Raw genomic sequence first — 21,981 nt, forward strand, 5'->3', positions numbered from 1 at the left:
GCAGTCGCCCACAAACCGCAACCCTCAACGGCGCTCCGAACGCAACGCAAGGGCGCGCTCCACGATCGCTTCCAGCTGATCGTGGTGCGCGCCCTTCCAGTACGCCCGCCCACACTCACCACACCGCGCGAACACGTCGTACGACCGCCGCGTCCCGCCCTTCAACTGGTCCGCGACCTCGTCCTTCGTCGCCGTACGCAGCACCCCGTTGCAGGCCGTGCACCGCGTCCACGGCCGCAGCTCGGGCGCGAACCGGTCCAGCACGTCCTGGAGCTGTTCGTCGGGCCGCGTGCTGTACACGAACGCCCCCGCCCACAGCTCACGGCGGCGCAGCAGCCCCCGGTCGCGGCTGAGCATCACCCGTTTCTCGGCCGCGGAGCGGGTGGCCAGCGCCGGATCGCCGATGTCCGTCGACTCGTACGCCGTGTCCACGCCGAGCAGCCGCAGCCGCCGCGCCAACGTGCCGAGGTGGACGTCGAGCAGGAACCGCAGCGGGGCCCCCGCGACCACCTGTGGCCGGGGCACGGCCCGCACGCTCACGGCCTCCCCGCCCACCGGGACGTGCCCGGTGGCCACCGCCTCCCCGTCCACCAGCAGCTCACCGACCTCGGTGAGCGGCACGCCCAGGGACTCCACGACGTGCCCGAGCGTGGACACGCCGTCGGTGACGACCGGGGTGCGTCCGGCCCGCCGGGCGGCGGGCAGGAAGACATGGAGTTCGGCGGCGAAGTCGACGTGGATCTCGGGTCCGTTCACGAGGCCCAGGATGTCAGGTCGCCCGCCGCCCGGTCCTACGCGTGCTGGTACGCGACCAGCGAGATCCCCACGTAGTGCGCGATGAACGCCGCCAGCGTGAAGGAGTGGAAGACCTCGTGGAAGCCGAACCAGCGGGGGGAGGGGTTGGGGCGCTTGATGCCGTAGATGACCCCGCCCGCGCTGTAGAGGACGCCGCCGACGATGACGAGGACGAGGACGGCGATGCCGCCCGCGCGCATGAAGTCGGGGAGGTAGAAGACGGCCGCCCAGCCCATGGCGATGTAGCAGGGGGTGTAGAGCCAGCGGGGGGCGCCGACCCAGAAGACGCGGAACAGTATCCCGGCGAGGGCGGCGGCCCAGATGCCCCACAGCAGCCACTGCCCCTTGGCTTCGGGCAGCAGCAGGATCGTCAGGGGCGTGTAGGTGCCCGCGATGATCAGGAAGATGTTGGCGTGGTCCAGCCTGCGCAGGAGGCCGTCCATGCGCGGGGACCAGTTGCCCCGGTGGTAGAGCGCGCTGACGCCGAACAGCAGGCAGGCGGTCAGGGCGTAGATCCCGCAGGCCACTCGGCCGCGCGGGGAGTCGGCGAGGGCGGTGAGCACCAGGCCCGCGACGAGGACGGCGGGGAACATGCCCAGGTGCAGCCAGCCCCGGAGCTTGGGCTTGATCGGGTGCGGCAGGGAGAGCGCCGCGGAGACGCGGCCGGCGGCCGGCGTGTCCACGGGCGCGTCGGGGACGGACGCAGTCATGGGTCGCATCGTACCTACGGAACCGTAAGTTACGGATCAGTCCGTGGCCGGTAGTGGCCATCGTCTCATGCCAGTTGGGGTCCGGGGAGCGCCCCCCGGGTGGCGTAAAGAATCAGTTGGCTGAACGCAATGTGCACGTAAAGTGACATTTCATACGTGGTGATGGTCACGTCGCTCAGTTGTGAGGCCCTCTGGACAGATGGGCACTCGCATCGCATGATCATATGAGTGCGGTCGGCACCGGATGAGCGCACGCACGGGAATCCCGCCCCGCGCAGCGTCCGGGTCGCGGCCCCTACGGGGCAGACAACGACATATCCCTCACGACAAACCCTCACCTAGGAGCGATCGTGGCGCGCGATATCGCGGCTCCCCCCGTCATCCCCACCAACCACCAGGAACTGATCTCGTGGGTCAACGAGATCGCCGAACTGACCCAGCCGGACGACGTGGTCTGGTGTGACGGATCCGAGGCCGAGTACGAGCGGCTGTGCGGGCAGCTCGTCGAGGCGGGCACCTTCCGCGAACTCGACCCGATCAAGCGCCCCAACTCCTACTACGCGGCCTCCGACCCCACGGACGTGGCCCGCGTGGAGGACCGGACCTTCATCTGCTCCGAGAAGGAGGCCGACGCCGGTCCCACCAACCACTGGAAGGACCCCGCCGAGATGCGGGAGATCTTCAGCGGGAACAAGGGCCTGTTCCGCGGCTCGATGCGGGGCCGCACCATGTACGTCGTGCCCTTCTGCATGGGCCCGCTCGGCTCGCCGCTGTCCGCGATCGGCGTCGAGATCACCGACTCCGCCTACGTCGCCGTCTCCATGCGCACCATGACCCGCATGGGGCGGCCCGTCCTGGACGAGCTGGGAGACCAGGGCTTCTTCGTGCGCGCCGTGCACTCCCTCGGCGCCCCCCTGGAGCCCGGCCAGCAGGACGTCCCCTGGCCCTGCAACCAGACCAAGTACATCTCCCACTTCCCGGAGACCCGCGAGATCTGGTCCTACGGCTCCGGTTACGGCGGCAACGCCCTGCTCGGCAAGAAGTGCTACGCCCTGCGCATCGCCTCCGTCATGGCCCGCGACGAGGGCTGGCTCGCCGAGCACATGCTGATCCTCAAGCTCACCCCGCCCCCCTTTGCTTCCAGCCGGGTTGAGCCCAAGTACGTCGCCGCCGCCTTCCCCTCCGCCTGCGGGAAGACCAACCTCGCCATGCTGGAGCCCACGATCTCCGGCTGGACCGTGGAGACCATCGGCGACGACATCGCCTGGATGCGCTTCGGCGAGGACGGCCGCCTGTACGCCATCAACCCCGAGGCCGGTTTCTTCGGCGTCGCGCCCGGCACCGGTGAGCACACCAACGCCAACGCGATGAAGACGCTGTGGGGCAACGCCGTCTTCACCAACGTCGCCCTCACCGACGACGGCGACGTGTGGTGGGAGGGCATGACCGAGGAGCCCCCGGCCCACCTCACCGACTGGAAGGGCAACGACTGGACCCCCGAGTCCGGGACGCCCGCCGCGCACCCCAACGCCCGCTTCACCGTCCCCGCCGCGCAGTGCCCGATCATCGCGCCGGAGTGGGAGGACCCGAGGGGCGTGCCGATCTCGGCGATCCTCTTCGGCGGGCGCCGCGCCACCGCCGTACCCCTCGTCACGGAGTCCTTCGACTGGAACCACGGCGTCTTCCTCGGCGCCAACGTGGCCTCCGAGAAGACCGCCGCCGCCGAGGGCAAGGTCGGTGAGCTGCGCCGCGACCCCTTCGCCATGCTGCCGTTCTGCGGCTACAACATGGGCGACTACATGGGCCACTGGGTCGACGTGGCCAAGGGCAAGGACCAGTCCAAGCTGCCGAAGATCTACTACGTCAACTGGTTCCGCAAGAACGACGAGGGCAAGTTCGTCTGGCCCGGCTTCGGTGAGAACGGCCGCGTCCTGAAGTGGATCGTGGAGCGACTGGAGGGCAGGGCCGAGGGCGTGGAGACGCCGATCGGCGTCCTGCCCGCCAAGGGCGCCCTGGACACCGACGGCCTCGAACTGTCCGACAGCGACCTGGACTTCCTGCTCACCGTCGACAAGGACGTGTGGCGCGAGGAGGCCGCCCTGGTCCCCGAGCACCTCAACACCTTCGGCGACCACACGCCCAAGGAGCTGTGGGACGAGTACCGCGCCCTGGTCCAGCGCCTGGGCTGAGGCCCCACGCGGGCTGACGCCCACCCCCGAGAACCCCCGCGGCCGGCCCCTCGATGGGAGCCCTGACCAGCGATCGTCACGGTCGGCCGCGGGCGGCGGCACACATGTCACGAACCGATGCCCCGCACAACGGCGTGCGGGGCGTGCTGCCGCCGCCCCCGACGGTGTGCCCCCTTGATCACAGGATCTTCACCCCTGTTGCATGGGTGACACACGGGTCTCGTCGCGTCCTACGGGGCCCAACACAGCTGGAGTCCGACGGGCCCGTCCCCGCCGGGACGCTGAAGGTGACGGCGACCCGGACGGACGCGGGCGGCAGCCACGACCTGGGCCCCGCCACCGTCAGGTCCGACGGCACCTTCACCGTCCTCGACGAGCCAGACCTGGTCGGCGAGGCCACCTACACGGTGTCCTTCCTCGGCGACCTCACGCACCGACCCGCCACCGACCTCACCCACACGGTGACCGTCGGCAAGGCGCCCACCTCGATCGCGCTCACCGCCCCGGCGGAGGCGTCCCTGTCGGGCGGCGTGCACGCACATCACCGGCACGTTCACCGCGCAGGGCAAGGCGCTCCCCGAGCGGGCGACGCTGAGGTGGAGCGGACCGACCGGCTCGGCTCGGGCACGCTGTCGTCGGTGACGGTCGCCGCGGACGGCACCTTCACCATCGACGACCTGCCGCGCACCCGCCGCGACACCACCTACACGGTCAGCTGGCCCGGCGACGACCCGCACCAGCCGTCCACCGCGGCGGCGACGGTGTACGTCACCCGCTGAGCCCGCCACGGTCCTCCAGGTACCGCGTGTGCGACTCCTGGCGAACGCGTCGACGGCCTCGGGAACGTCCTGCCGTACCGTGCGGGACACCGCGTGCACCCCCTCCGGGTCGGTGGAGAGGAGCCGGCCGACGGTGCGGCCGTCCTCGGTGAGCGGTACGACGGTGTGGTCGCTGTTGACGGTGGTGTCCGGGTAGCGGACGGTCAGGTCGTCGGTGCCGTCGACGCCGTCCGCCATGAGCAGGGAAGTCCGCCTTCTCCGAGCCGATCACCGCGCGCACGGTCTTCGTTGCCGTGCCCTGGTCCCCGTTGTCCCGGCCCGCTACGACGGCTGCCACCACTCCGCCGATCAGCACGACCGCGAGGACGATGCCTGCGATTCTTCTACCGGGGCCGGTACGCAACGGGCGCCGGGCGGGTGCGCCCGGCGCGCCGGTGGTGTGTGGCGCCCGGTCCGCGCGTCGCTGCGGGTGCACGCGGACCGGGGCCGTCAGGGGGAGGAGCCCGGTGGGCTCAGCGGGACGCCAGCACGCGGGGTTCGAGGGCGGCGGCGTGGGCGTCCATGCGCTCGGCGGAGAGGATGGCGGCGGCGGTGTCGGCGCGGGACGCGGCGACGACCAGGGCGCGTCCGGCGAGGGTGTGCGCCCGCCGGTGCAGGGCGGCGAGGTGCTGCTCGCCGGTGGCGGCGGTCAGCGGCAGCCGGGCCGGTGCACCACCTCCGCGCAGCCGGGTGACCTGCTCGGCGAGCCGTTCGGCCGCGGTGTCCAGGTCGGCGGAGGGGGCCAGGGCGCGCAGCTCGTCGGTGACGCCGAGCAGGGCGGCGAGGTGGCCCGCGAGCTGGATGTCCAGCTCTTCCTCGCGGGAGCGGTGGGGGAAGTCGGTGGTGCGGCCGGCCATCGTGCTGTGGACCGACTTGTCGCGGATCGGTTCGTACATGGGATGGCCTCCTGTGCAGTGACAGAAGCCATCCTACATTAGATCTCGTCTAAAGTTGTGTCGTTCAAAAAGAACCGCTCAAGGCTGGCTGTAGCCGTCCAGGAAGTTCCCGATCCGCCCCATCGCGTCCCGCAGGTCCCCGGCCGACGGCAGGGTCACCACCCGGAAGTGGTCGGGCTCCGGCCAGTTGAAGCCGGTGCCGTGCACCACCATGATCTTCTCGCGGCGGAGCAGGTCGAGGACCATCCGCCGGTCGTCCTTGATCTTGAAGACCTTGGGGTCGAGGCGCGGGAAGAGGTACAGGGCCCCCTTCGGCCGTACGCAGGACACGCCGGGAATCCGCGTCAGCAGCTCGTACGCCACGTCCAGCTGTTCCTTCAGCCGCCCGCCCGGCAGCACCAGGTCGTTGATCGACTGCCGTCCGCTGAGCGCGGCGGCCACCCCGTGCTGGCCCGGCATGTTGGCGCACAGCCGCATGTTCGCCAGGATCGTCAGACCCTCGATGTAGGAGTCGGCGTGCGCGCGCGGCCCGGAGACCGCCATCCAGCCGACCCGGTAACCGGCGACCCGGTACGCCTTCGACATGCCGTTGAAGGTGAGCGTCAGCAGATCGGGTGCCACGGACGCGGTCGGGATGTGCACGGCGTCGTCGTAGAGGATCTTGTCGTAGATCTCGTCCGAGCAGACCAGCAGGTTGTGGCGGCGGGCGATGTCGGTCAGCCCCTTGAGCACCGCCTCGTCGTACACCGCGCCCGTCGGGTTGTTCGGGTTGATGATGACGATCGCCTTGGTGCGGTCGGTGACCTTGCGCTCCACGTCCGCGAGGTCCGGCGTCCAGTCCGCCTGCTCGTCGCAGCGGTAGTGCACCGCCGTACCGCCGGACAGGGACACCGCCGCGGTCCACAGCGGGTAGTCCGGGGCCGGGACCAGCACCTCGTCGCCGTCGTCCAGCAGGCCCTGCATCGCCATCGTGATCAGCTCGGAGACGCCGTTGCCGATGAAGACGTGCTCGACGTCCGTCTCGATGCCGAGGGTCTGGTTGTGCATCACCACCGCCCGGCGCGCGGCCAGCAGGCCCTTCGCGTCGCCGTAGCCGTGGGCCGTGGAGACGTTGCGGAGGATGTCCTCCAGGATCTCCGGCGGGCACTCGAAACCGAACGCGGCCGGGTTGCCCGTGTTCAGCTTGAGGATGCGGTGACCGGCAGCCTCCAGCCGCATCGCCTCCTCGAGCACCGGGCCCCGGATCTCGTAACAGACGTTGGCGAGCTTGGTCGACTGGATCACCTGCATGTCTGGGAGCTTACGGCCCGGTAACGCTCCATGGGTGGTGTTGTCCGCCACGTGGAACCCTGCGGGACCCGGAAGTATGTCCCGTTATCGCCGTCCGCTGTCTCAGGAGTCCCTTCGGTCCCTACAATGCCCGGCCATGTCCGAGCACCCCCAGCAGCCGCACCCGGAGGACGGCGAGCCGAAGGTCTACCACCCGCAGGCCGCCGAGACCCCCGCCTACGAGGAGTACGCCGACCCCGCCGCCGCACACGGCTGGCAGAACGCGTACGACGAGACACGCGAGCTGCCCACGGTCGCGGACGGGGAGCACCCGGCGCCGCCCACGGCACCTCGCGTTCCCGATGTCGCACCCGGGTTCGCCGCCACCGGGCGCCCCCGCGGCGGCCGGGGCGCGCGCCGCAAGCCCAGCGCCTGGCGCTCGCGCCGCACGGCCGTCGCCGCCGGTGCCGTGGGCGCAGTCTCGGCCGCCGCGCTGATCGCCGGGTTCACCTTCTCCGGCTCCTCCTCGGGCGGCTCCGACGACCAGCGCGACCGTACGGGCGTGCCGTCCGCCGGGGACACCGACCCCACCCCGACCCCCGGCACCAGCGGCCCGGACGCCTCGGACGCCTCGGACGGCGCGGGCGGCGGCAAGCCGTCCGGCTCCGCCTCCCCGTCCCCGAGCACCAGCAGCGGCGCGGGCGACGACACCGACGGCAAGGACGACAAGCCGTCGTCCACCGCCCCCACCACCACCGCGCCCGCGGGCGGCGGCGGTCCCGGCAACTCCGATCACAAGCCCGGCAACGGCCAGGGCACCACCAAGGGCCCGAAGTAGCGGCTCACACCGGCGTACGCCGCACCGACCGGCCCGCCAGCACGTCCGTGCGCCGCCCGTCCTCGATGACGAACCGGCCGTCGACCAGCACGTGCGGTATGCCGGTCGGCAGGGCGCGCGGCTGCTCGAACGTCGAGCCCGCCGCCACCGTCTCCGGGTCGAACAGCACCAGGTCGGCCCGGTGGCCCTCGCGCACCAGCCCCCGGTCCGGCAGCCGCAGCCGGGCCGCCGGGCGCGAGGTGAGGTGGGCCACGCACTCCTCCAGCGACAGCACGCCCAGCTGCCGCACGTACCGGCCGAGGTAGTGCGGGAAGGTGCCGTGGGCGCGCGGATGTGGCCGGGCGCCCTGGAGGATGCCGTCCGAGCCGCCGGTGTGGACGCGGTGGCGCATGATGGCCCGCACGTTCTCCTCGTGCCCCACGTGCTGGAGGACCGTCGTCCCCAGCCGGTCCGCCAGCAGCAGCAGCCGCGCGGTCACCCAGGGCGCCTCGCCGCGCGCCTTCGCCGACTCCTCGACCGTCCGGCCCACGTACTCGGCGAGCGCCGGGTCCGCCACCCCGGAGATCTCGACGGTGTCCCACTCCACCGGCACCCCGTGGCAGCCGTCCGACCCGGCCACCTCCAGGTCGTACCGGATCCGCCCGGCCGTCTCCTCGTCCGCCAGCCGCCGCAGGACCTCCCCCGGGCCGCCCGCGTTCGCCCAGCCGGGCAGCAGCGCGACCAGGGTGGTGCAGCCGGGGGTGTACGGGTAGGTGTCGAGGCTGAGGTCGGCACCGGCCGCCAGCGCCTCGTCCAGGAGCGCCAGCAGCTCCGGGGCCCGGCCCTCGTTCACGCCGAAGTTCATCGTCGCGTGCGCCAGGTGCAGGGCGCAGCCCGCCTCCCGGGCCAGGGCGACCATCTCCTGGTAGGCCTGGAGCGCCCCGGCGCCGTAGGAGCGGTGGTGCGGGCAGTAGTAGCCGCCGTACCCGGCCACCACCCGGCACAGCTCGGTCAGCTCCGCGTCCCCCGCGTACATCCCCGGCGTGTACGTCAGCCCCGACGACATCCCGACCGCGCCCTGCGCCAGTCCCTCGGCGACCAGCCGCCGCATCCGGTCCAGCTCGGCCGGGGTCGCCGGGCGGTCCTCCCAGCCGACCACGAGCGCGCGGACCGTGCCCTGCGGGACCAGGTACGCGGCGTTCACCGCGACGCCCCGGTCCAGGCGGTCCAGGTACTCGCCGACCGACCGCCAGTCGAAGTCGATGTCGTCGCCGGGGCCGTTCCAGCCGGTGACCGCCCGGCGCACCGCCTCCAGGGTGCGGTCGTCGACCGGCGCGTACGACAGCCCGTCCTGGCCGATCACCTCCAGCGTGACGCCCTGCGCGGCCTTCGCGCTGTGGTCGGGGTCGCGCAGCAGCGCCAGGTCGCTGTGGGCGTGCATGTCGATGAAGCCGGGGGAGAGGACCAGGCCCTCCGCGTCCAGCTCCCGGGTGGCGGTGGGGCGCTGACAGCCCGCAGCCGCCGCCTCCTTGACGATCGAGACGATCCGGCCGTCGTCGATCGCGACATCGGCGCGGTACGAGGGCGCGCCGGAGCCGTCGACGACGTCGGCGTCCCGGATGACGAGGTCCGCTGCCATGCTGCCGGTCCTCCTAGAAGAAGGTGCGGACGTAGTCGACGACGGTGCCGTCCGCCTCGGCCACCGGGATCAGCTGCCACTTGTCGAACGCCGTGCACGGATGCGACAGGCCGAGGCCCACCCAGTCCCCGACCTCGAGGTCCGCCTCCGGGCCGGTGCGCAGCCAGGCGTGCTGGTCGGACAGGGCGGTCACCTCCACACCGGCCGCCGGGCGCTCGGCGCCGTCCCGGCGGACCACCTGGGCGACCGGCAGGTCGAGGTCGTGGGCGGCGTCCCGCTTGCCCGCGTTGACGAACGCCTGCTCCGCCGACGGACGGGAGACCACCTGCGCCCACAGCCGGAACGCGGGCTCCAGGGCGCCCTCCTCGGGGACCCGGTTGAACGGGGTGAGCCTGCGGTAGTGCACGTCGTCGTGGGAGACGTACGCGCCCGAACGCAGCAGCTTCAGCACCGGCCGGGACAGCTCGGGGATCTCCGCGAAGACCTCGGCGACCGCGTCGAACCAGGCGCTGCCGCCCGCGCTGACGACGATCTCGTCCACCCCCGTGAACCGGCCCGCCTTGTCGAAGTCGACGGCCAGCGCCACCAGGGCGCGCAGCCAGGCCGTCACCCGCTCCGGACTCGCCCGCGGCACCTCGCCCTCGTACCCGGCGACACCGACCAGCCTGAGCGCCCCCGGCACGGCCGCCACCGCGTCGGCGACCGCGGCGCACTCCGCCTCGGTGCGCACACCGGTCCGGGCGCCTTCCCCCGCGGCCAGCTCCACCACCACGTCCACCGGGCGGGCGGACCCGCGCAGCGCCTCGGCCATCAGCTGGACACCGCGCACCGAGTCCACGTAGGCGACGAGGCGGAAGTCCGGGTCGGCGGCGAGTTCGGCGGCGATCCAGCGCAGGGCGGCCGGGTCGACGACCTCGTTGGCGAGGAACACCCGCCGCACGCCGAACGCCCTGGCCACCCGTACCTGGTGGGGGACGGCCAGGGTGATGCCCCAGGCGCCGTGGTCGAGCTGGCGCTGGAACAGCCGCGGGGCCATCGACGTCTTGCCGTGCGGTGCGAAGGCGAGGCCGTGGCGGGCCGCGTACGTCTCCATGAGCCGCAGATTGTGTTCCAGGCGCTCGGCGGAGAGGGCGAGGACGGGCGTGGTGAAGCCGTCGGTGAACAGGTTGCGGCGCTGGGCGGTCAGCTCGCCGACGGTCAGGCCGTCCGCGTCCGGCGGGAGGCCCTTGAAGCGGTGGTCGACGCGTTCCGCGGCGAGTCGGGCGAGCGCCTCGTGGCTCATGGAACCTCCCTGATCAGGTGCGTTGCGGTGAACGCAACGACCATTGCGTATATCGCTTGCCGCTGTCTAACATCTCGGCCATGCGGGGTCAACGGATCCGTACCCCGTGCGGCCCGCCGCAGAGGAGACCCGACGATCGTGACCGACCACGGACCCTTCGACGTCGTCGCCCTCGGCGAGTCCATGGTCACGTTCCTGCCCACCCGACCCGGCCGCCTCGCCGACGTCCCCTCCTTCGACCGCGGCATCGGCGGCGCCGAGTCCAACGTGGCCTGCGCGCTGGCCGCCGCCGGACACCGCACCCGGTGGGTGAGCCGGGTCGGCGCCGACGGGTTCGGCGACCACCTGGTCGCGGCCGTCGCCTCCTACGGCGTCGACGTGTCCCAGGTGGCCCGCGACCCCGGCCGCCCCACCGGTGTCTACTTCCGCACCGCCGGGGACCGGGCCACCGACGCCCACGAGGTGGCCTACTACCGCGCCGGGTCGGCGGCCTCCGCGATGACACCGGGGAACGTGGACCTCACGGCGGTGCGCCACGCACGCATCCTGCACCTGTCCGGCATCACCGCCGCGCTCTCCGACGGCTGCCTGGAACTGGTCCGGGAACTGACGGCCCCCCGACGGGGCCGCCCGCTCGTCTCCTTCGACGTCAACCACCGGCCCGGACTGTGGCGGGACGCGGACGGCTCCGCCCTGCTGCGGGACCTCGCGCGCCGCGCCGACCTCGTCTTCGTCGGCGAGGACGAGGCCTGGGGACTCGACGGCCCCCGCGCCGTGCGCGCCGCTCTCCCCGAACCCGAGGTGCTGGTCGTCAAGCAGGGCCCCGCCGGAGCCACCGCCTTCCACGGGCCGCACGCCACCTTCGTACCGGCCCTCGACGTGGACGTCGTCGCCGAGGTCGGCGCCGGGGACGCCTTCGCCGCCGGGTTCCTCTCCGCCACCCTGCGCGCCCTCGCCGTCCGCGACCGCCTCCGCCACGGCCACCTCTGGGCCGCCGCCGCCCTCACCGCCCCCGGCGACCTCGTCGCACCCCCGGCCCGCGACCACGCCGACCGCCTCGCCGCCCTCGACGACGAGACGTGGGGGAGACTTCGACTCGGCCCCGGCTGGACCGACGACACCAGGCAGCCGGGCGAGGAGGAGGTACCCACCCCATGAGCCAGACCGTCGACCGCGCGCTGACCATCCTGCCGCTGCTCGCCGAGGGCCCCGCCGATCTCGGACAGGTCGCCGACCGTCTCGGCGTCCACAAGTCCACCGCCCTGCGGCTGCTGCGCACCCTGCACGACCACGGCTTCGTCTACCGCCAGTCCGACCAGCGCTACCGGCTCGGCGCCCGGCTCTTCGCCCTCGCCCAGGAGGCCATGGAGAACCTCGACATCCGCGAGATCGCCCACCCCCACCTCGTACGGCTGAACGAACAGTGCGGACACACCGTGCACCTCGCCGTCCACGAGGAGAACGAGGTGCTCTACATCGACAAGGTCGACAGCCGCTACCCGGTGCGGATGTACTCACGCATCGGCAAACCGGTCGCCATCACCGTCGCGGCCGTCGCCAAACTCCTCCTCGCCGATCTCCCCGAGCCCGAGCGCCGCGCCCTCGCGGAGAAGCTCGACTACCCCCTCTACACGGCCCGTTCGACACCCAGCGCCCCCGCGTTCCTGCGGGAGCTGGAGAAGGTGCGCGAACAGGGCTGGGCCACCGACCTCGGCGGCCACGAGGAGTCCATCAACTGCGTCGCGGCCCCCATCCGGGGCGCCGACGGCCGGGTCGTCGCCGCGATGTCGGTCTCGGCGCCCAACGTCGTCGTCACCGCCGACGAACTCCTCACCCTGCTCCCGCTGGTGCGCCGTACGGCGGACGCGATCAGCGGGGAGTACTCCGGCAGGACACCAGGACTCGCAACCCCGTAAGGACCCCCCGTGACAGAGAAGACCGCCCTCACCCCCAAGACCCACACCACCCCGCCCGCGAAGTTCTCCCACGGCGTCCGCAAGGGCAACATCCTCCAGGTCGCGGGCCAGGTCGGCTTCCTCCCCGCCGAGGAGGGCAGGCCGCCCACGCCCGCCGGACCCACCCTGCGCGAACAGACCCTCCAGACCCTCGCCAACGTCAAGGCGATCCTCGAGGCGGGCGGCGCGTCCTGGGACGACGTGATGATGATCCGCGTCTACCTCACGGACGTCGACCACTTCGCCGAGATGAACGAGATCTACGACGCCTACTTCGAGGCCCAGGGCCTGACCCAGCCGCCCGCCGCCCGCACGACCGTGTACGTCGGCCTGCCCGCGGGGCTGCTCATCGAGATCGACGCGCTGGCCGTGCTCGGCTGACGGGCATGTTCGTGTAACGATGCCGGGGCTGGCTGTGTCCGGCACAGGTTCGTGGACCATACTGCCCGCTGTGGAGCAGCGCATAGGTTCGAGCAGCCAGCCCCTGGAAGGCGCCGGATTCGACCCGGCCTTCGTCCCCGGGCTCACCTCACCCGCGTCCGGGAAGTCCGGGAAGTCCGGGAAGGACGACGCCCCCGAGGTCACCGACGAGGTCGAGCCGGAGTCGGAGGAGGCGGAGGAGGCGGTCGAGGCCGAGGCCGAGGTCGAGGAAGAGGCTTCGGAAGACGCCGCCTCGGAGGTGGAAGACGCCGTCGATGGCCCCGTCTTCGAGGCCGCCGACCGCCGGGCCCGTATCGTCGCCGACCGCAGGGGCGTACGACTCTCCCTGGACGACCAGGCGTGCGAGTTCCGCTGGGACGAGATCGGGGCGGTGGAGACGGAGACCGGGCGCTTCGGCAAGCGGTACACCATCACCGTGCACACCCCTGACCGGCGCTGGTACCCGATCGAGATCGAGGCGCCGGCCAGGAGCCGCTTCAAGGAGTGGGACGAGAAGCTGGACGCCGTCCTCGACGCGTACTTCGAGGACGACGCCGAGCAACCGGCCGACTAGGGTCTGCCCTGGTCAGCAGTACTGGGCCTGCTTGCCGATCGAGCGGTACATGCAGTCCGAGTTCTCCAGGAGCTGGAGCACGGCGTCCCGGTTCCGGGACGTCTCCCGCTCGATGACCTCGTCGGGCGGGTAGAAGCCGCCGCCGGAGCTGCTGCGCGGATACATCTCGAAGGTGTAGCCGAAGATCTTGTGCACGCCCCAGAGGTAGTCGTCGATCGACCCGTCGGTGATGTAGAGGTCGCTGGACTGCTCCGGCGTGTAGCCGTTGCTGGCGGCCATCTTCTGACCCACCGTCGCGAACGCGTTGCGGTCGTCGGCGGTCATGCCGGGGGCGGTGTCGGCGTAGGTGTAGCCGTACGGCCACAGGATCAGCTCGCTGTACGTGTGGAAGTCGACGCCCGTCTTGATCTGCTGCACCCCGCCGACGACGCGGCTGCGCACGAAGTTGGCGACCACCCGGACCTCGGGGGCGGACTCGGGCGCCGCGCCGCGGTAGGTCTCGGAGGACGTGGAGCCGGAGGAGCCGCCGCAGCAGCCCCACTGGTAGTTCCAGTTCCGGTTGAGGTCCGTACCGACGTACGAGGAGCCGGAGTTGGGCTGGCGGTTCTTGCGCCAGGAGCGGTAGGAGCCGGTGGCGATGTCGTACTCGCCGCCGTCCGGGTTGAGGTCGGGGATGATCCAGATCTCGCGGTTGTTCACCATGTTGGTGACGCGGGAGTCGCTGCCGTAGTCGCTGGTCAGCTCGCGCAGCAGATAGAGCGCCATTTCCACGGTGAGGTGCTCGCGGGCGTGCTGGTGGTGGGTGAACAGCACCTCGGGCTCGGACTCGTCGGTGTTGACGTTGTCGCTGATCTTGATGGCGACGATGTTGCGGCCCTGGTAGGAGGTGCCGATGACGCGCTGGCTGGCGATGGAGGGGTTGGCCGAGACGATGGAGTTGATCTCGCTCGTCATCTCCGCGTAGTTGTGGTAGCGCGAGTCGGCCGACGGGAAGTCGTAGAGGCGGATGTCGTCGGCGGCCGACGACCGGTCCGGGACCTCGCCGAGCGCGGTGACGTCGTAGCCGAGGCCACGCAGGGCGCGGATCTGGTCGGCGCGGCCGGAGACGACCACGCCGTGGCCGTGGACCTCGTCGACGGTGACGCCGGTGCGCATCAGCACCGTACGGGACTTGGCGTCCGAGTGCATGTGGACCTCGTACTGGCGGATGTCGTCCGCCGAGGCCACCGTCTTGCGTTCGCCGCCGCTCGCGGTGGCGTCGGTCGTGGTGACGGCGAGGGGGGCGGCGAGTGCGAAGGCCGCGAGGGCGGCCAGTGCGGCGGTGCGTCTGCCGGGTCGCGCGCCTGCGCCGCGTATGCGAAGTCGCATGAAGTCTCCTTGTACTCCAGGAATTCCGGGGTCGCCGGAAGTGGGGAGGGAGTGGAGCGGGGGGTGGTGCTTTCGTGCGACGTGCTGGTGGTGCGGCGCTCATGGTTGAGGGAGTGGCATGAGCAGGTCAAGAGCGGAACGTGGTCTGGTGGCCTGAACCGCTCGAAAATCAGCCGCGCAGTGTACGCGGATGCCGGGCGCCCGGCGGAGCGTGCGGCGAAGAGCACCCGTGGGTGTGATGGGGGCGTGCATATATGTGAGGCGCGGCGAGAGGGTGAGGGGGAAGAGCCACAACGAACCGGGGGAAATCCCCCACCCTGAAGAGGACTGGCTGATCATGGGCGGATCAGCGCCGCGACGGGAGAGCCCGCTGCCGGTCGAGACGACGAGCTTCGTCGACCGGCGTGCCGAACTCGCCGAGGGCCGCGAACTCCTCGCCCGGGCCCGCCTGGTGACCCTCACCGGACCCGGCGGCGTCGGCAAGACCCGCCTCGCCGTCCGCATCGCGGCCCGCGTCGCCCGCGCCTTCCCGGACGGCGTCCGCTTCGTGACCCTGTCCGGGCTGCACGACCCCCACCTCGTCCCGCACGCCGTCGCCGACGCGCTCGGCCTCCACGACCACTCCAGCCGCCCACCGCTGGACGCCCTCGTGGAACGGGTACGCGACCGGCGGCTGCTGCTCGTCGTCGACAACTGCGAGCACCTGCCGGACGCCTGCGCCGGCCTCGCCGCCGCCCTGCTGCACGGCACCACCGGCATCCGGCTCCTCGCCACCAGCAGACACCGGCTCGGGCTCACCGAGGAACACCTCATGGACGTACGGCCGCTGCGGGTGCCCGACCCGGACGCCGGGCTCACCCCCGCCGACGACACCAGCCCCGCGCTGGCCCTCTTCGCCGACCGGGCCGCCGCCGTCGTCCCCGGCTTCCGGCTCACCGACGGCAACCGGGCCGCCGTCGCCCGGCTCTGCGCCCGCCTCGACGGACTGCCGCTCGCCATCGAACTCGCCGCGGTGCGCATGCGCGTCCTCGGCGTCGAACAGCTCCTCGCCCGCCTCGACGACCGCTACCGCCTGCTGACCACCGGCAGCCGCGCCGTCCTGCCGCGCCACCAGACGCTGCGCGCGGCGGTCGACTGGAGCCACGACCTGTGCACCGAGACGGAGCGCGTGGTGTGGGCCCGGCTCTCCGTCCTCGCCGGAACCTTCGACCTGGAGGCCGCCGAGGCGGTGGCCGCGGACGGCGAACACATCCGGCCCCACGACGTCCTGGAGGCGGTCGCGGGCCTCATGGACAAGTCCGTCCTGACCCGCCAGCCACCGGAGGAGGCCGGGACGGGGCCGCTCGGGGCGGGGACGGACGGGGGTGTGGTGGCTGGTTGTGGAGCGGGCGAGGACCCGGGGGCCGATTGCTGGGCGGGCGAGGGCCCGGGGGGCTGTCGTGGCGACGGTCCGGTGGCCGGTTGCGGGGCGGGCGGAGACCCCGGGGACCGTGTCGGACGGCCCGGTGCCGGGGTGCCTCGGCGTTGTGGGGGTCGGGTCGGTGCCCGCGTGGCGGGCGGGGGCGCGGGTGCCCAGGGGGTGTCGGCCGCGGCCGTGCGGTACCGGCTTCTCGACACGCTGCGGCACTACGGCCTCGAGAAGCTGCGGGAGCGGCCCGGCGAGGAGGCGGCCGCGCGGCGGCGGGGGCGGGACTGGGTCGTGGGGCGGGTGGCCGGGTGCGAAGGGGCGTGGTTCGGGCCGGGACAGCGGGGGATCGTGGCGCGGCTGCGGGCCGACCGGGACAGCCTGCGGGCCGCCCTCGACTTCAGCCTGCGCACCCCCGGCGAGGCGCTCACCGGGCTGCGGCTCGCCGGGGACCTGTGGTTCTACTGGCACGCCTGCGGAGCCCCCCGCGAGGGCCGCCACTGGATCGAACGCGCCCTCGACGCCAACCCGGAGGACACCCGCGAACGCGCCCGCGGCCTGTGGGTCTCCGGGCTGCTCGCCGCCGTCACCCAGGACCTCGCCCTCGGCCGCCGCCGCGCCGAGCACGCCCGCGCCCTCGCCCTGCGCCTCGGCGACGAGGCCGAGGCCGCGCACGCCGGGTACGTCGTCGGGGTCATCCAGCTGTTCGGCGACGACCTCACCGGCGCCCTCGACCACTTCCGCTCCGGCGTCGCCCGCGGCCCCCTCCCGGGGCAGCACCTCAGCCTCGTGGCGCTCGACCGGGTCGAACTGGCCTGCGCCCTGTCGTTCCTGGGGCGGCCCGACGAGGCCATCGCCGTGTGCGAGGAGACCCGCGAGCTGTGCGAGGCGCACGGCGAGGAGTGGGTGCTGTCGTACGTGCTGCGCATGCTCGCGCTGGCCCGCAAGGTCAAGGGGGAGCGGGGCCCGGCCGAGCGGCACGCCCGCGACGCCCTGCGGCTGAAACTCGCCGTGCACGACGTCATCGGCATCGGCCTCACCCTGGACCTGCTCGCCGAGATCGCCTCGTACGGCACCCGCGCCGAACTCGAACGCGCCGCCGTCCTGCTCGGCGCCGCCGACCGCGTCTGGGCCGACATCGACCGCGGCCGCTGGGGCTCCGCGGCCCTCGCCGGCGCCCGCCAGGGCAGCGAGGGCCGGTCCCGCGGCGCCCTCGGCGACGACACCTACCGCCGCCGCTACGACCACGGCGCCGGACTCACCCTCACCGAGGCCGCCGGTTACGCGCTGGAACGGCCCGACCCGCCCCGCCGCGACGACGGCGGGGGAGAAACCACCGGCACCCCGCTCACCCGACGCGAACGCCAGGTCGCCGAACTCGTCGCCGAGGGCCTGGGCAACCAGCAGATCGCCGACCGGCTCGTCATCGCCCGCCGCACCGCCGAGGGCCACGTCGAACGCATCCTCAGCAAGCTCGGCTTCAGCAACCGCAGCCAGATCGCCGCCTGGGTGACAGCCAGGCGCTGACGGAATCGCCACCCCCCGCCCCTCCGTCCCTCCGACCTACAGACAGGAACCCCATGCCCCGACCAGCAGCCCCCGCCGCCCAGGGCACCTTCGACCACCGCATGGCCGCCTTCGGCAGCGACGACGCGTTCCTCGCCGCCGCCCTGCCCTTCCTCACCGAGGGCCTCGCCGCCCCCGGCGAACCCGCGCCCGTCGCCATCGCCGCCCCCGCCAGGCTCGACCTGCTGTACGACGCCCTCGGGCCGGATGCCGAGCGGATCGGCCGCGTCCCGCACACCGACTGGTACACCGGCTCCGCCGCCAACGCCGTCGCCCGGGCCGCCGGTCACCTCGCCACCGACGCCGGGCCCGGTGGCCGCGTCCACCTCCTCATGGAGCCCGACTGGGGCGGCCGGGCCGGACGCTCCGCCCGCGAGAGCGCCGAGTGGCTGCGCTACGAGGCGCTCGCCAACCTGCTCTTCGCCCCGTTCGCCACCACCGCCCTGTGCGTCTACGACACCCGCACCGCGGGCGCCGCCGTGGTCGCCGCCGCCCGCCGCGCCCACCCCCACACCGGCGACTACACCGACCCGGCCGTCCTCGCCGCCGAACTGGACGCCGTACCCCTGCCGGAGGCCCCGGCGCACGCGCTGCGGCTGACCGGTGCCCCGGAACCGGCCGCCGTGCGCGCCTGGGCGGCCGGGCAGGGGCTAGCCCCCGCGGACGCGGAGCTGTTCGGCGCCGCCGTCGACGAGGCCGCCGCCGCCGTGGGCCCGGTCTCCGGCGCCCTGCTGTGGGGCGCCGCCCCGGAGTGCGTCTGCGAACTGCGCGCGACCCGCCCGGTCGCCGACCCGCTCGCCGGTTTCGTACCCCCGCCCGCCCCGCGCCCGGAGCGCGGACAGGGACTGTGGTTCGCGCGCCAGGTGTGCGCGTACGTCGACGTACGGGACGACGCCGGGGGCAGCTCGGTGCGCCTCCAGTTCACGTAGGGGGTGGGGTTCAGGTGGGGAAGCAAGGGGAGCCGGGGAAACCTGTGCGGACAGGGAACCGGGTAGGGAAACGGGTAGTCCTCCCCGTGTGCGCCGGCGCCACACCGGTCACCCTGGGGAGCATGCTGGAACTCTCCGGGCGGCGCCTCCCGGACGACCGCGATCCCCGGTACGGCGCGTATCCGCAGCCCCCGCTGGGGGCCGGGCACGCGTGCGTCGAGTACGACCCCCGTCCCTCCGCCGTCCGTGAGGCCCGCGCCGAGGTCCGCAGACGGCTGGAGGAGTGGGGGCTCGCCGACCGGGACGACACGGTCGACACGGCGGAACTGCTGGTCAGCGAGCTGGCCACCAACGCCCTGCTGCACTCCGCCAGCCGGTTCCAGCTGACGCTGACCGCCGCGCACGGCGTCCTGCGCTGCGAGGTCGCCGACGCGGGCCGCCGCACCCCGCAGGTGCTCGACGCGGGCGCCTCGGAGAGCGGTCGGGGCATGTTCCTGGTGTCGGCGCTCGCCCTGCGCTGGGGCTGCCACCAGGACGGGCCGGGCAAGACCGTGTGGTTCGAACTCGGCACCTGCGCGTGCGACGGCTGTGGACGGCGACAGCCGTAACCCGCGCACCGCACAAAGGTGGAGGGCGTGCGGAGATCCCCGTGATCCACGCACGCCCTCTTGCCCGCTCCCCGTCCTTCCGCTTTCTTGACCACATGGCGGACACCACGGGAAAGCCCCAGGCGACCGGAGCGGCAACCGACCCCGACCCCGCACCCCGCAAGTCCAGTTGGCGCTACATCGGCCCCGGCATCGTCGTCGCCGCGACCGGCGTCGGCGCCGGAGACCTCGTCGCCACCCTCATCGCGGGCAGCCACTTCGGCTACACCCTCCTGTGGGCCGCCGTCCTCGGCTGCCTGGTGAAGATCTCCCTCGCCGAGGCGGCGGGCCGCTGGCACCTGTCCACCGGCCGCACCCTCTTCGACGGCTGGGCCAGCCTCGGCCGCTGGACGACGTACTTCTTCGTCGTCTACGCCGTCGTCTGGGGTTTCGTCTACGGCGCCGCCGCGATGTCGTCGAGCGCGCTGCCGCTCCAGGCGCTCTTCCCCGACGTGATGGACTTCGAGTGGTGGGGCATCGCCTGCGGCCTCGCCGGGCTGGCCTTCGTCTGGTTCAACAAGTACGCCGTCTTCGAGAAGGTCATGACCGTCCTCGTCGGCGTCATGTTCGTGGTCACGGTCTCCCTGGCGGTCCGGGTCACCCCGAACCTCCCCGACCTGCTCGCGGGCCTGCTGCCCGTCCTCCCCGACGAGAAGGACTCCGTCCTCAACACCCTCGGCCTGATCGGCGGCGTCGGCGGCACCATCACGCTCGCCGCGTACGGCTACTGGGTCAACGCCAAGGGCTGGACCGACACCGGCTGGATGAAGGTGATGCGCCTGGACAACCGGGTCGCCTACATCACCACCGGCATCTTCGTCGTCGCCATGCTCGTCGTCGGCGCCGAACTCCTGCACGCCGCGGACATCGCCCTGGCGGGCGGCGACAAGGGCCTCGTCCAGCTCGGGGACATCCTGGAGGCCGAATACGGCACGGCCACCGCCAAGTTCTTCCTGATCGGCTTCTTCGCCACCTCCTTCACCTCACTGATCGGGGTCTGGCACGGGGTGAGCCTGATGTTCGCCGACTTCGTCGCCCGCTACCGGCAGCGGGCCGCGGCGCGGGGCGAGGAGGTCGCGTCCGGCGCCCGCGAACGCTCCTGGTCCTTCCGCGCCTACCTGCTGTGGCTGACCTTCCCCCCGATCGTCCTGCTCTTCCAAGGTCAGCCGTTCCGCCTGGTCATCGTGTACGGCGTGCTGGGCGCCGCCTTCATGCCCTTCCTCGCCCTCACCCTGATCTGGCTCCTCAACTCCGCCCGCACCCCCGCCGAGTGGCGCAACGGACGGCTGAGCAACGGCATGCTCGCCGCGGCGGGGCTGCTGTTCCTGGTGCTGTGCGTCAAGCAGGTCTGGGACCAGCCGTGGTCGGACTTCCTCAGTTGAACCAGCGCGGATCGAGGGCGATCTCCCGCAGCTGCGCCATCGTCAGGGCGGGCTCCTCCCGGGTGGCCGCGGTGTGCTGCGCCTCGCTGTTGAAGGCGCTGACCAGCACGCGCTCACCGTTCGGCCCCGGCCGCAGGGTGTCCACGGTCCACCAGACCACGCCCTCGCCGCCCTTCTCCCCGGGCCGCTGACGCTCGGCGACCCGTGTGCCGTCACCCAGGGTGTCGTCGTCGGGGCCGAACAGGTCGCCCGCGACATCGGACATGCCGGTCTGCACCTGCACGGACACCAGGCTGCGGCCATCGCCGTCGTCGACGATCACGTACCCGTACTCGGCGCTGTCGCCGCCCTCCTGGGACACCACGTCGAGCCCCTCGGGCAGTCTGTCGGTGAGCACCTCCAGGACGGGCGGTCCGGACGCCGACGGCGCCTGCGGCTGGGTCTCGCCGCTGTCCGGGACGCCCTTCGGGTTCTCCGGCAGCGACTCGGCGGCGGTCCGCCAGACGTCGGCGGTGGCGATCGTCCTCAGCTGCGCGAGGGTGAGCGGCGGTTGCGGCCGGGTGACGGGCATGTCCTTCTCCGCCTCGGCGTTCCACTCGGTGACGCTGACGTGGTAACCCTCGGGTGTGACGAGCTGGGCCTGCCACAGCTTGGTCTCGACGCGGCGGTCCGGATACTCGTACCCCTGCATCAGCATCAGCGCCGAGCCGTCCGCCAGCTTGGTGGAGTCGCAGGAGTCGTAGGGGACGGCCGACTTGTCGGGGCAGGTCGTCATCTGGGCGGCGCTGTCGCTGCGCGGCTCCAGCAGGCCGACGGTGACGCCGAGCGCGCCGCCGCCCCGGCCGTCGTCGAAGACGACGGTGGCGAAGGCGGAACCGTGCTCCCCGCCGCCGCTCCGCTCGTCGCGGACCTCGCCCTCGGGGAGCAGGTGTTTCAGGGCGGCGAGCATGATGTCACCGGGGACGGGGCTGGGCGGGACGGCGGTGGGCAAGAGGTCGGTGGGGGACGCGGTGACCTGCTGTCCGCCGGCGGCGGGCGATGCCCCGACCGCGCCGCCCCCGCCGCCCGGCCCGGGCAGGACGAGCGCGCCGCCCACCCCCACCAGGGCGAGGGAGGCGGCGCCGCCGAGCACCGCGGCCCGGCGCCGCAACCGCAGCCTGCGGCCCCGTGCCTGCCCGGCGGTGACCAGCGCGGCCCCGTCGGTGTCGAAGGCGCCACCGGTGTCCCGCAGGGCCGCGCCGAGCCGCGCCTCGAAGGGATCGGCAAAGTCTTCGTCGTGTCGTCCGGGCATGGCGAACCACCCTTTCAGGAAGGTGAGGT

At 72.7% G+C, this 21,981-nt stretch carries 19 protein-coding genes; 11 read left to right on the forward strand and 8 right to left on the reverse strand.

Annotation, left to right across the window (positions count from 1 at the left end):
• Positions 1-24: 24 nt before the first annotated feature.
• Both KBY47_RS27720 and KBY47_RS27725 read right to left on the reverse strand, forming a co-directional pair.
• Positions 25-756, reverse strand: coding sequence for a Mut7-C ubiquitin/RNAse domain-containing protein (locus KBY47_RS27720; RefSeq protein ID WP_210925646.1), 732 nt, complete (start codon positions 754-756; stop codon positions 25-27).
• Between the two features lie 35 nt (positions 757-791).
• Positions 792-1,505, reverse strand: coding sequence for a hemolysin III family protein (locus tag KBY47_RS27725; protein ID WP_210925648.1), 714 nt, complete (start codon positions 1,503-1,505; stop codon positions 792-794).
• Between the two features lie 350 nt (positions 1,506-1,855).
• On the opposite strand from KBY47_RS27725, the gene KBY47_RS27730 reads away from it, so the two are divergent.
• Both KBY47_RS27730 and KBY47_RS27735 read left to right on the forward strand, forming a co-directional pair.
• Positions 1,856-3,694, forward strand: a complete 1,839-nt coding sequence (locus tag KBY47_RS27730; RefSeq protein WP_210925650.1) for a phosphoenolpyruvate carboxykinase (GTP) — start codon at positions 1,856-1,858, stop codon at positions 3,692-3,694.
• 287 nt (positions 3,695-3,981) lie between these two features.
• Positions 3,982-4,473, forward strand: a complete 492-nt coding sequence (locus KBY47_RS27735) for a hypothetical protein (protein WP_247695344.1) — start codon at positions 3,982-3,984, stop codon at positions 4,471-4,473.
• Between the two features lie 512 nt (positions 4,474-4,985).
• Here the strand turns inward: KBY47_RS27735 and KBY47_RS27740 are convergent.
• Together KBY47_RS27740 and KBY47_RS27745 are read right to left on the reverse strand one after the other, a co-directional pair.
• Complete coding sequence (locus KBY47_RS27740) at positions 4,986-5,408, reverse strand: hypothetical protein (protein WP_210925652.1); 423 nt, start codon at positions 5,406-5,408, stop codon at positions 4,986-4,988.
• 78 nt (positions 5,409-5,486) lie between these two features.
• Positions 5,487-6,698 carry a pyridoxal phosphate-dependent aminotransferase gene (locus KBY47_RS27745; protein WP_210925653.1) on the reverse strand — a complete coding sequence of 404 codons (1,212 nt, stop codon included), beginning with the start codon at positions 6,696-6,698 and terminating at the stop codon, positions 5,487-5,489.
• A gap of 136 nt (positions 6,699-6,834) precedes the next feature.
• Here KBY47_RS27745 and KBY47_RS27750 point away from each other — a divergent pair, with 136 nt between their 5' ends.
• Positions 6,835-7,515: a hypothetical protein gene (locus KBY47_RS27750; protein WP_210925655.1), complete on the forward strand. Its 681-nt coding sequence runs from the start codon at positions 6,835-6,837 to the stop codon at positions 7,513-7,515.
• 4 nt (positions 7,516-7,519) lie between these two features.
• On the opposite strand, the gene KBY47_RS27755 is transcribed toward KBY47_RS27750, so the two are convergent.
• The gene (locus KBY47_RS27755) at positions 7,520-9,133 is read right to left on the reverse strand and encodes an amidohydrolase family protein (RefSeq protein ID WP_210925658.1); all 1,614 of its coding nucleotides are present in this window, start codon (positions 9,131-9,133) and stop codon (positions 7,520-7,522) included.
• Between the two features lie 13 nt (positions 9,134-9,146).
• The gene (locus KBY47_RS27760) at positions 9,147-10,415 is read right to left on the reverse strand and encodes an amino acid deaminase (protein WP_210925660.1); all 1,269 of its coding nucleotides are present in this window, start codon (positions 10,413-10,415) and stop codon (positions 9,147-9,149) included.
• Positions 10,416-10,553: 138 nt separating this feature from the next.
• On the opposite strand from KBY47_RS27760, the gene KBY47_RS27765 reads away from it, so the two are divergent.
• The 4 genes from KBY47_RS27765 (at position 10,554) to KBY47_RS27780 (ending at position 13,364) form a co-directional block, all read left to right on the forward strand.
• A complete protein-coding gene (locus KBY47_RS27765; protein WP_374103118.1) occupies positions 10,554-11,573 on the forward strand; it encodes a sugar kinase in 1,020 nt (339 codons plus the stop codon).
• Entirely contained in the window at positions 11,570-12,331 is a 762-nt protein-coding gene (locus KBY47_RS27770) for an IclR family transcriptional regulator (RefSeq protein WP_210925662.1), read from the forward strand. Before KBY47_RS27765 ends, KBY47_RS27770 begins: the two co-directional genes overlap by 4 nt.
• Positions 12,332-12,340: 9 nt before the next feature.
• Positions 12,341-12,751 carry a RidA family protein gene (locus KBY47_RS27775; protein ID WP_210925664.1) on the forward strand — a complete coding sequence of 137 codons (411 nt, stop codon included), beginning with the start codon at positions 12,341-12,343 and terminating at the stop codon, positions 12,749-12,751.
• Positions 12,752-12,821: 70 nt separating this feature from the next.
• Positions 12,822-13,364: a hypothetical protein gene (locus KBY47_RS27780; RefSeq protein ID WP_210925666.1), complete on the forward strand. Its 543-nt coding sequence runs from the start codon at positions 12,822-12,824 to the stop codon at positions 13,362-13,364.
• Positions 13,365-13,376: 12 nt separating this feature from the next.
• On the opposite strand, the gene KBY47_RS27785 is transcribed toward KBY47_RS27780, so the two are convergent.
• Positions 13,377-14,732, reverse strand: coding sequence for a M14 family metallopeptidase (locus KBY47_RS27785; protein WP_210925668.1), 1,356 nt, complete (start codon positions 14,730-14,732; stop codon positions 13,377-13,379).
• Between the two features lie 337 nt (positions 14,733-15,069).
• On the opposite strand from KBY47_RS27785, the gene KBY47_RS27790 reads away from it, so the two are divergent.
• The 4 genes from KBY47_RS27790 (at position 15,070) to KBY47_RS27805 (ending at position 20,661) form a co-directional block, all read left to right on the forward strand.
• Positions 15,070-17,664, forward strand: coding sequence for a LuxR C-terminal-related transcriptional regulator (locus tag KBY47_RS27790; RefSeq protein WP_210925670.1), 2,595 nt, complete (start codon positions 15,070-15,072; stop codon positions 17,662-17,664).
• A gap of 53 nt (positions 17,665-17,717) precedes the next feature.
• Positions 17,718-18,632: an anti-sigma factor RsbA family regulatory protein gene (locus KBY47_RS37090; RefSeq protein ID WP_210925671.1), complete on the forward strand. Its 915-nt coding sequence runs from the start codon at positions 17,718-17,720 to the stop codon at positions 18,630-18,632.
• 122 nt (positions 18,633-18,754) lie between these two features.
• Positions 18,755-19,240 (forward strand): ATP-binding protein, encoded by a 486-nt coding sequence (locus KBY47_RS27800; RefSeq protein ID WP_210925673.1) that lies wholly within the window; start codon positions 18,755-18,757, stop codon positions 19,238-19,240.
• A gap of 95 nt (positions 19,241-19,335) precedes the next feature.
• Positions 19,336-20,661 (forward strand): Nramp family divalent metal transporter, encoded by a 1,326-nt coding sequence (locus KBY47_RS27805; RefSeq protein WP_210925675.1) that lies wholly within the window; start codon positions 19,336-19,338, stop codon positions 20,659-20,661.
• Here KBY47_RS27805 and KBY47_RS27810 read toward each other — a convergent pair.
• Positions 20,654-21,952 (reverse strand): hypothetical protein, encoded by a 1,299-nt coding sequence (locus KBY47_RS27810; protein WP_210925677.1) that lies wholly within the window; start codon positions 21,950-21,952, stop codon positions 20,654-20,656. The genes KBY47_RS27805 and KBY47_RS27810 overlap by 8 nt on opposite strands.
• Between the last annotated feature and the right edge of the window lie 29 nt (positions 21,953-21,981).

This window comes from Streptomyces sp. B93, from assembly GCF_018070565.1.
Taxonomy (GTDB): Bacteria; Actinomycetota; Actinomycetes; order Streptomycetales; family Streptomycetaceae; genus Streptomyces.

What these genes read in the sequence shown, in the direction of transcription:
- KBY47_RS27725 (WP_210925648.1), bottom strand. Translation starts at nt 1,505, where the DNA reads ATGACTGCGTCCGTCCCCGACGCGCCCGTGGACACGCCGGCCGCCGGC.
- KBY47_RS27740 (WP_210925652.1), bottom strand. Translation starts at nt 5,408, where the DNA reads ATGTACGAACCGATCCGCGACAAGTCGGTCCACAGCACGATGGCCGGC.
- KBY47_RS27745 (WP_210925653.1), bottom strand. Translation starts at nt 6,698, where the DNA reads ATGCAGGTGATCCAGTCGACCAAGCTCGCCAACGTCTGTTACGAGATC.
- KBY47_RS27750 (WP_210925655.1), top strand. Translation starts at nt 6,835, where the DNA reads ATGTCCGAGCACCCCCAGCAGCCGCACCCGGAGGACGGCGAGCCGAAG.
- KBY47_RS27755 (WP_210925658.1), bottom strand. Translation starts at nt 9,133, where the DNA reads ATGGCAGCGGACCTCGTCATCCGGGACGCCGACGTCGTCGACGGCTCC.
- KBY47_RS27760 (WP_210925660.1), bottom strand. Translation starts at nt 10,415, where the DNA reads ATGAGCCACGAGGCGCTCGCCCGACTCGCCGCGGAACGCGTCGACCAC.
- KBY47_RS27770 (WP_210925662.1), top strand. Translation starts at nt 11,570, where the DNA reads ATGAGCCAGACCGTCGACCGCGCGCTGACCATCCTGCCGCTGCTCGCC.
- KBY47_RS27785 (WP_210925668.1), bottom strand. Translation starts at nt 14,732, where the DNA reads ATGCGACTTCGCATACGCGGCGCAGGCGCGCGACCCGGCAGACGCACC.
- KBY47_RS27790 (WP_210925670.1), top strand. Translation starts at nt 15,070, where the DNA reads ATGGGCGGATCAGCGCCGCGACGGGAGAGCCCGCTGCCGGTCGAGACG.
- KBY47_RS37090 (WP_210925671.1), top strand. Translation starts at nt 17,718, where the DNA reads ATGCCCCGACCAGCAGCCCCCGCCGCCCAGGGCACCTTCGACCACCGC.
- KBY47_RS27800 (WP_210925673.1), top strand. Translation starts at nt 18,755, where the DNA reads ATGCTGGAACTCTCCGGGCGGCGCCTCCCGGACGACCGCGATCCCCGG.
- KBY47_RS27805 (WP_210925675.1), top strand. Translation starts at nt 19,336, where the DNA reads ATGGCGGACACCACGGGAAAGCCCCAGGCGACCGGAGCGGCAACCGAC.
- KBY47_RS27810 (WP_210925677.1), bottom strand. Translation starts at nt 21,952, where the DNA reads ATGCCCGGACGACACGACGAAGACTTTGCCGATCCCTTCGAGGCGCGG.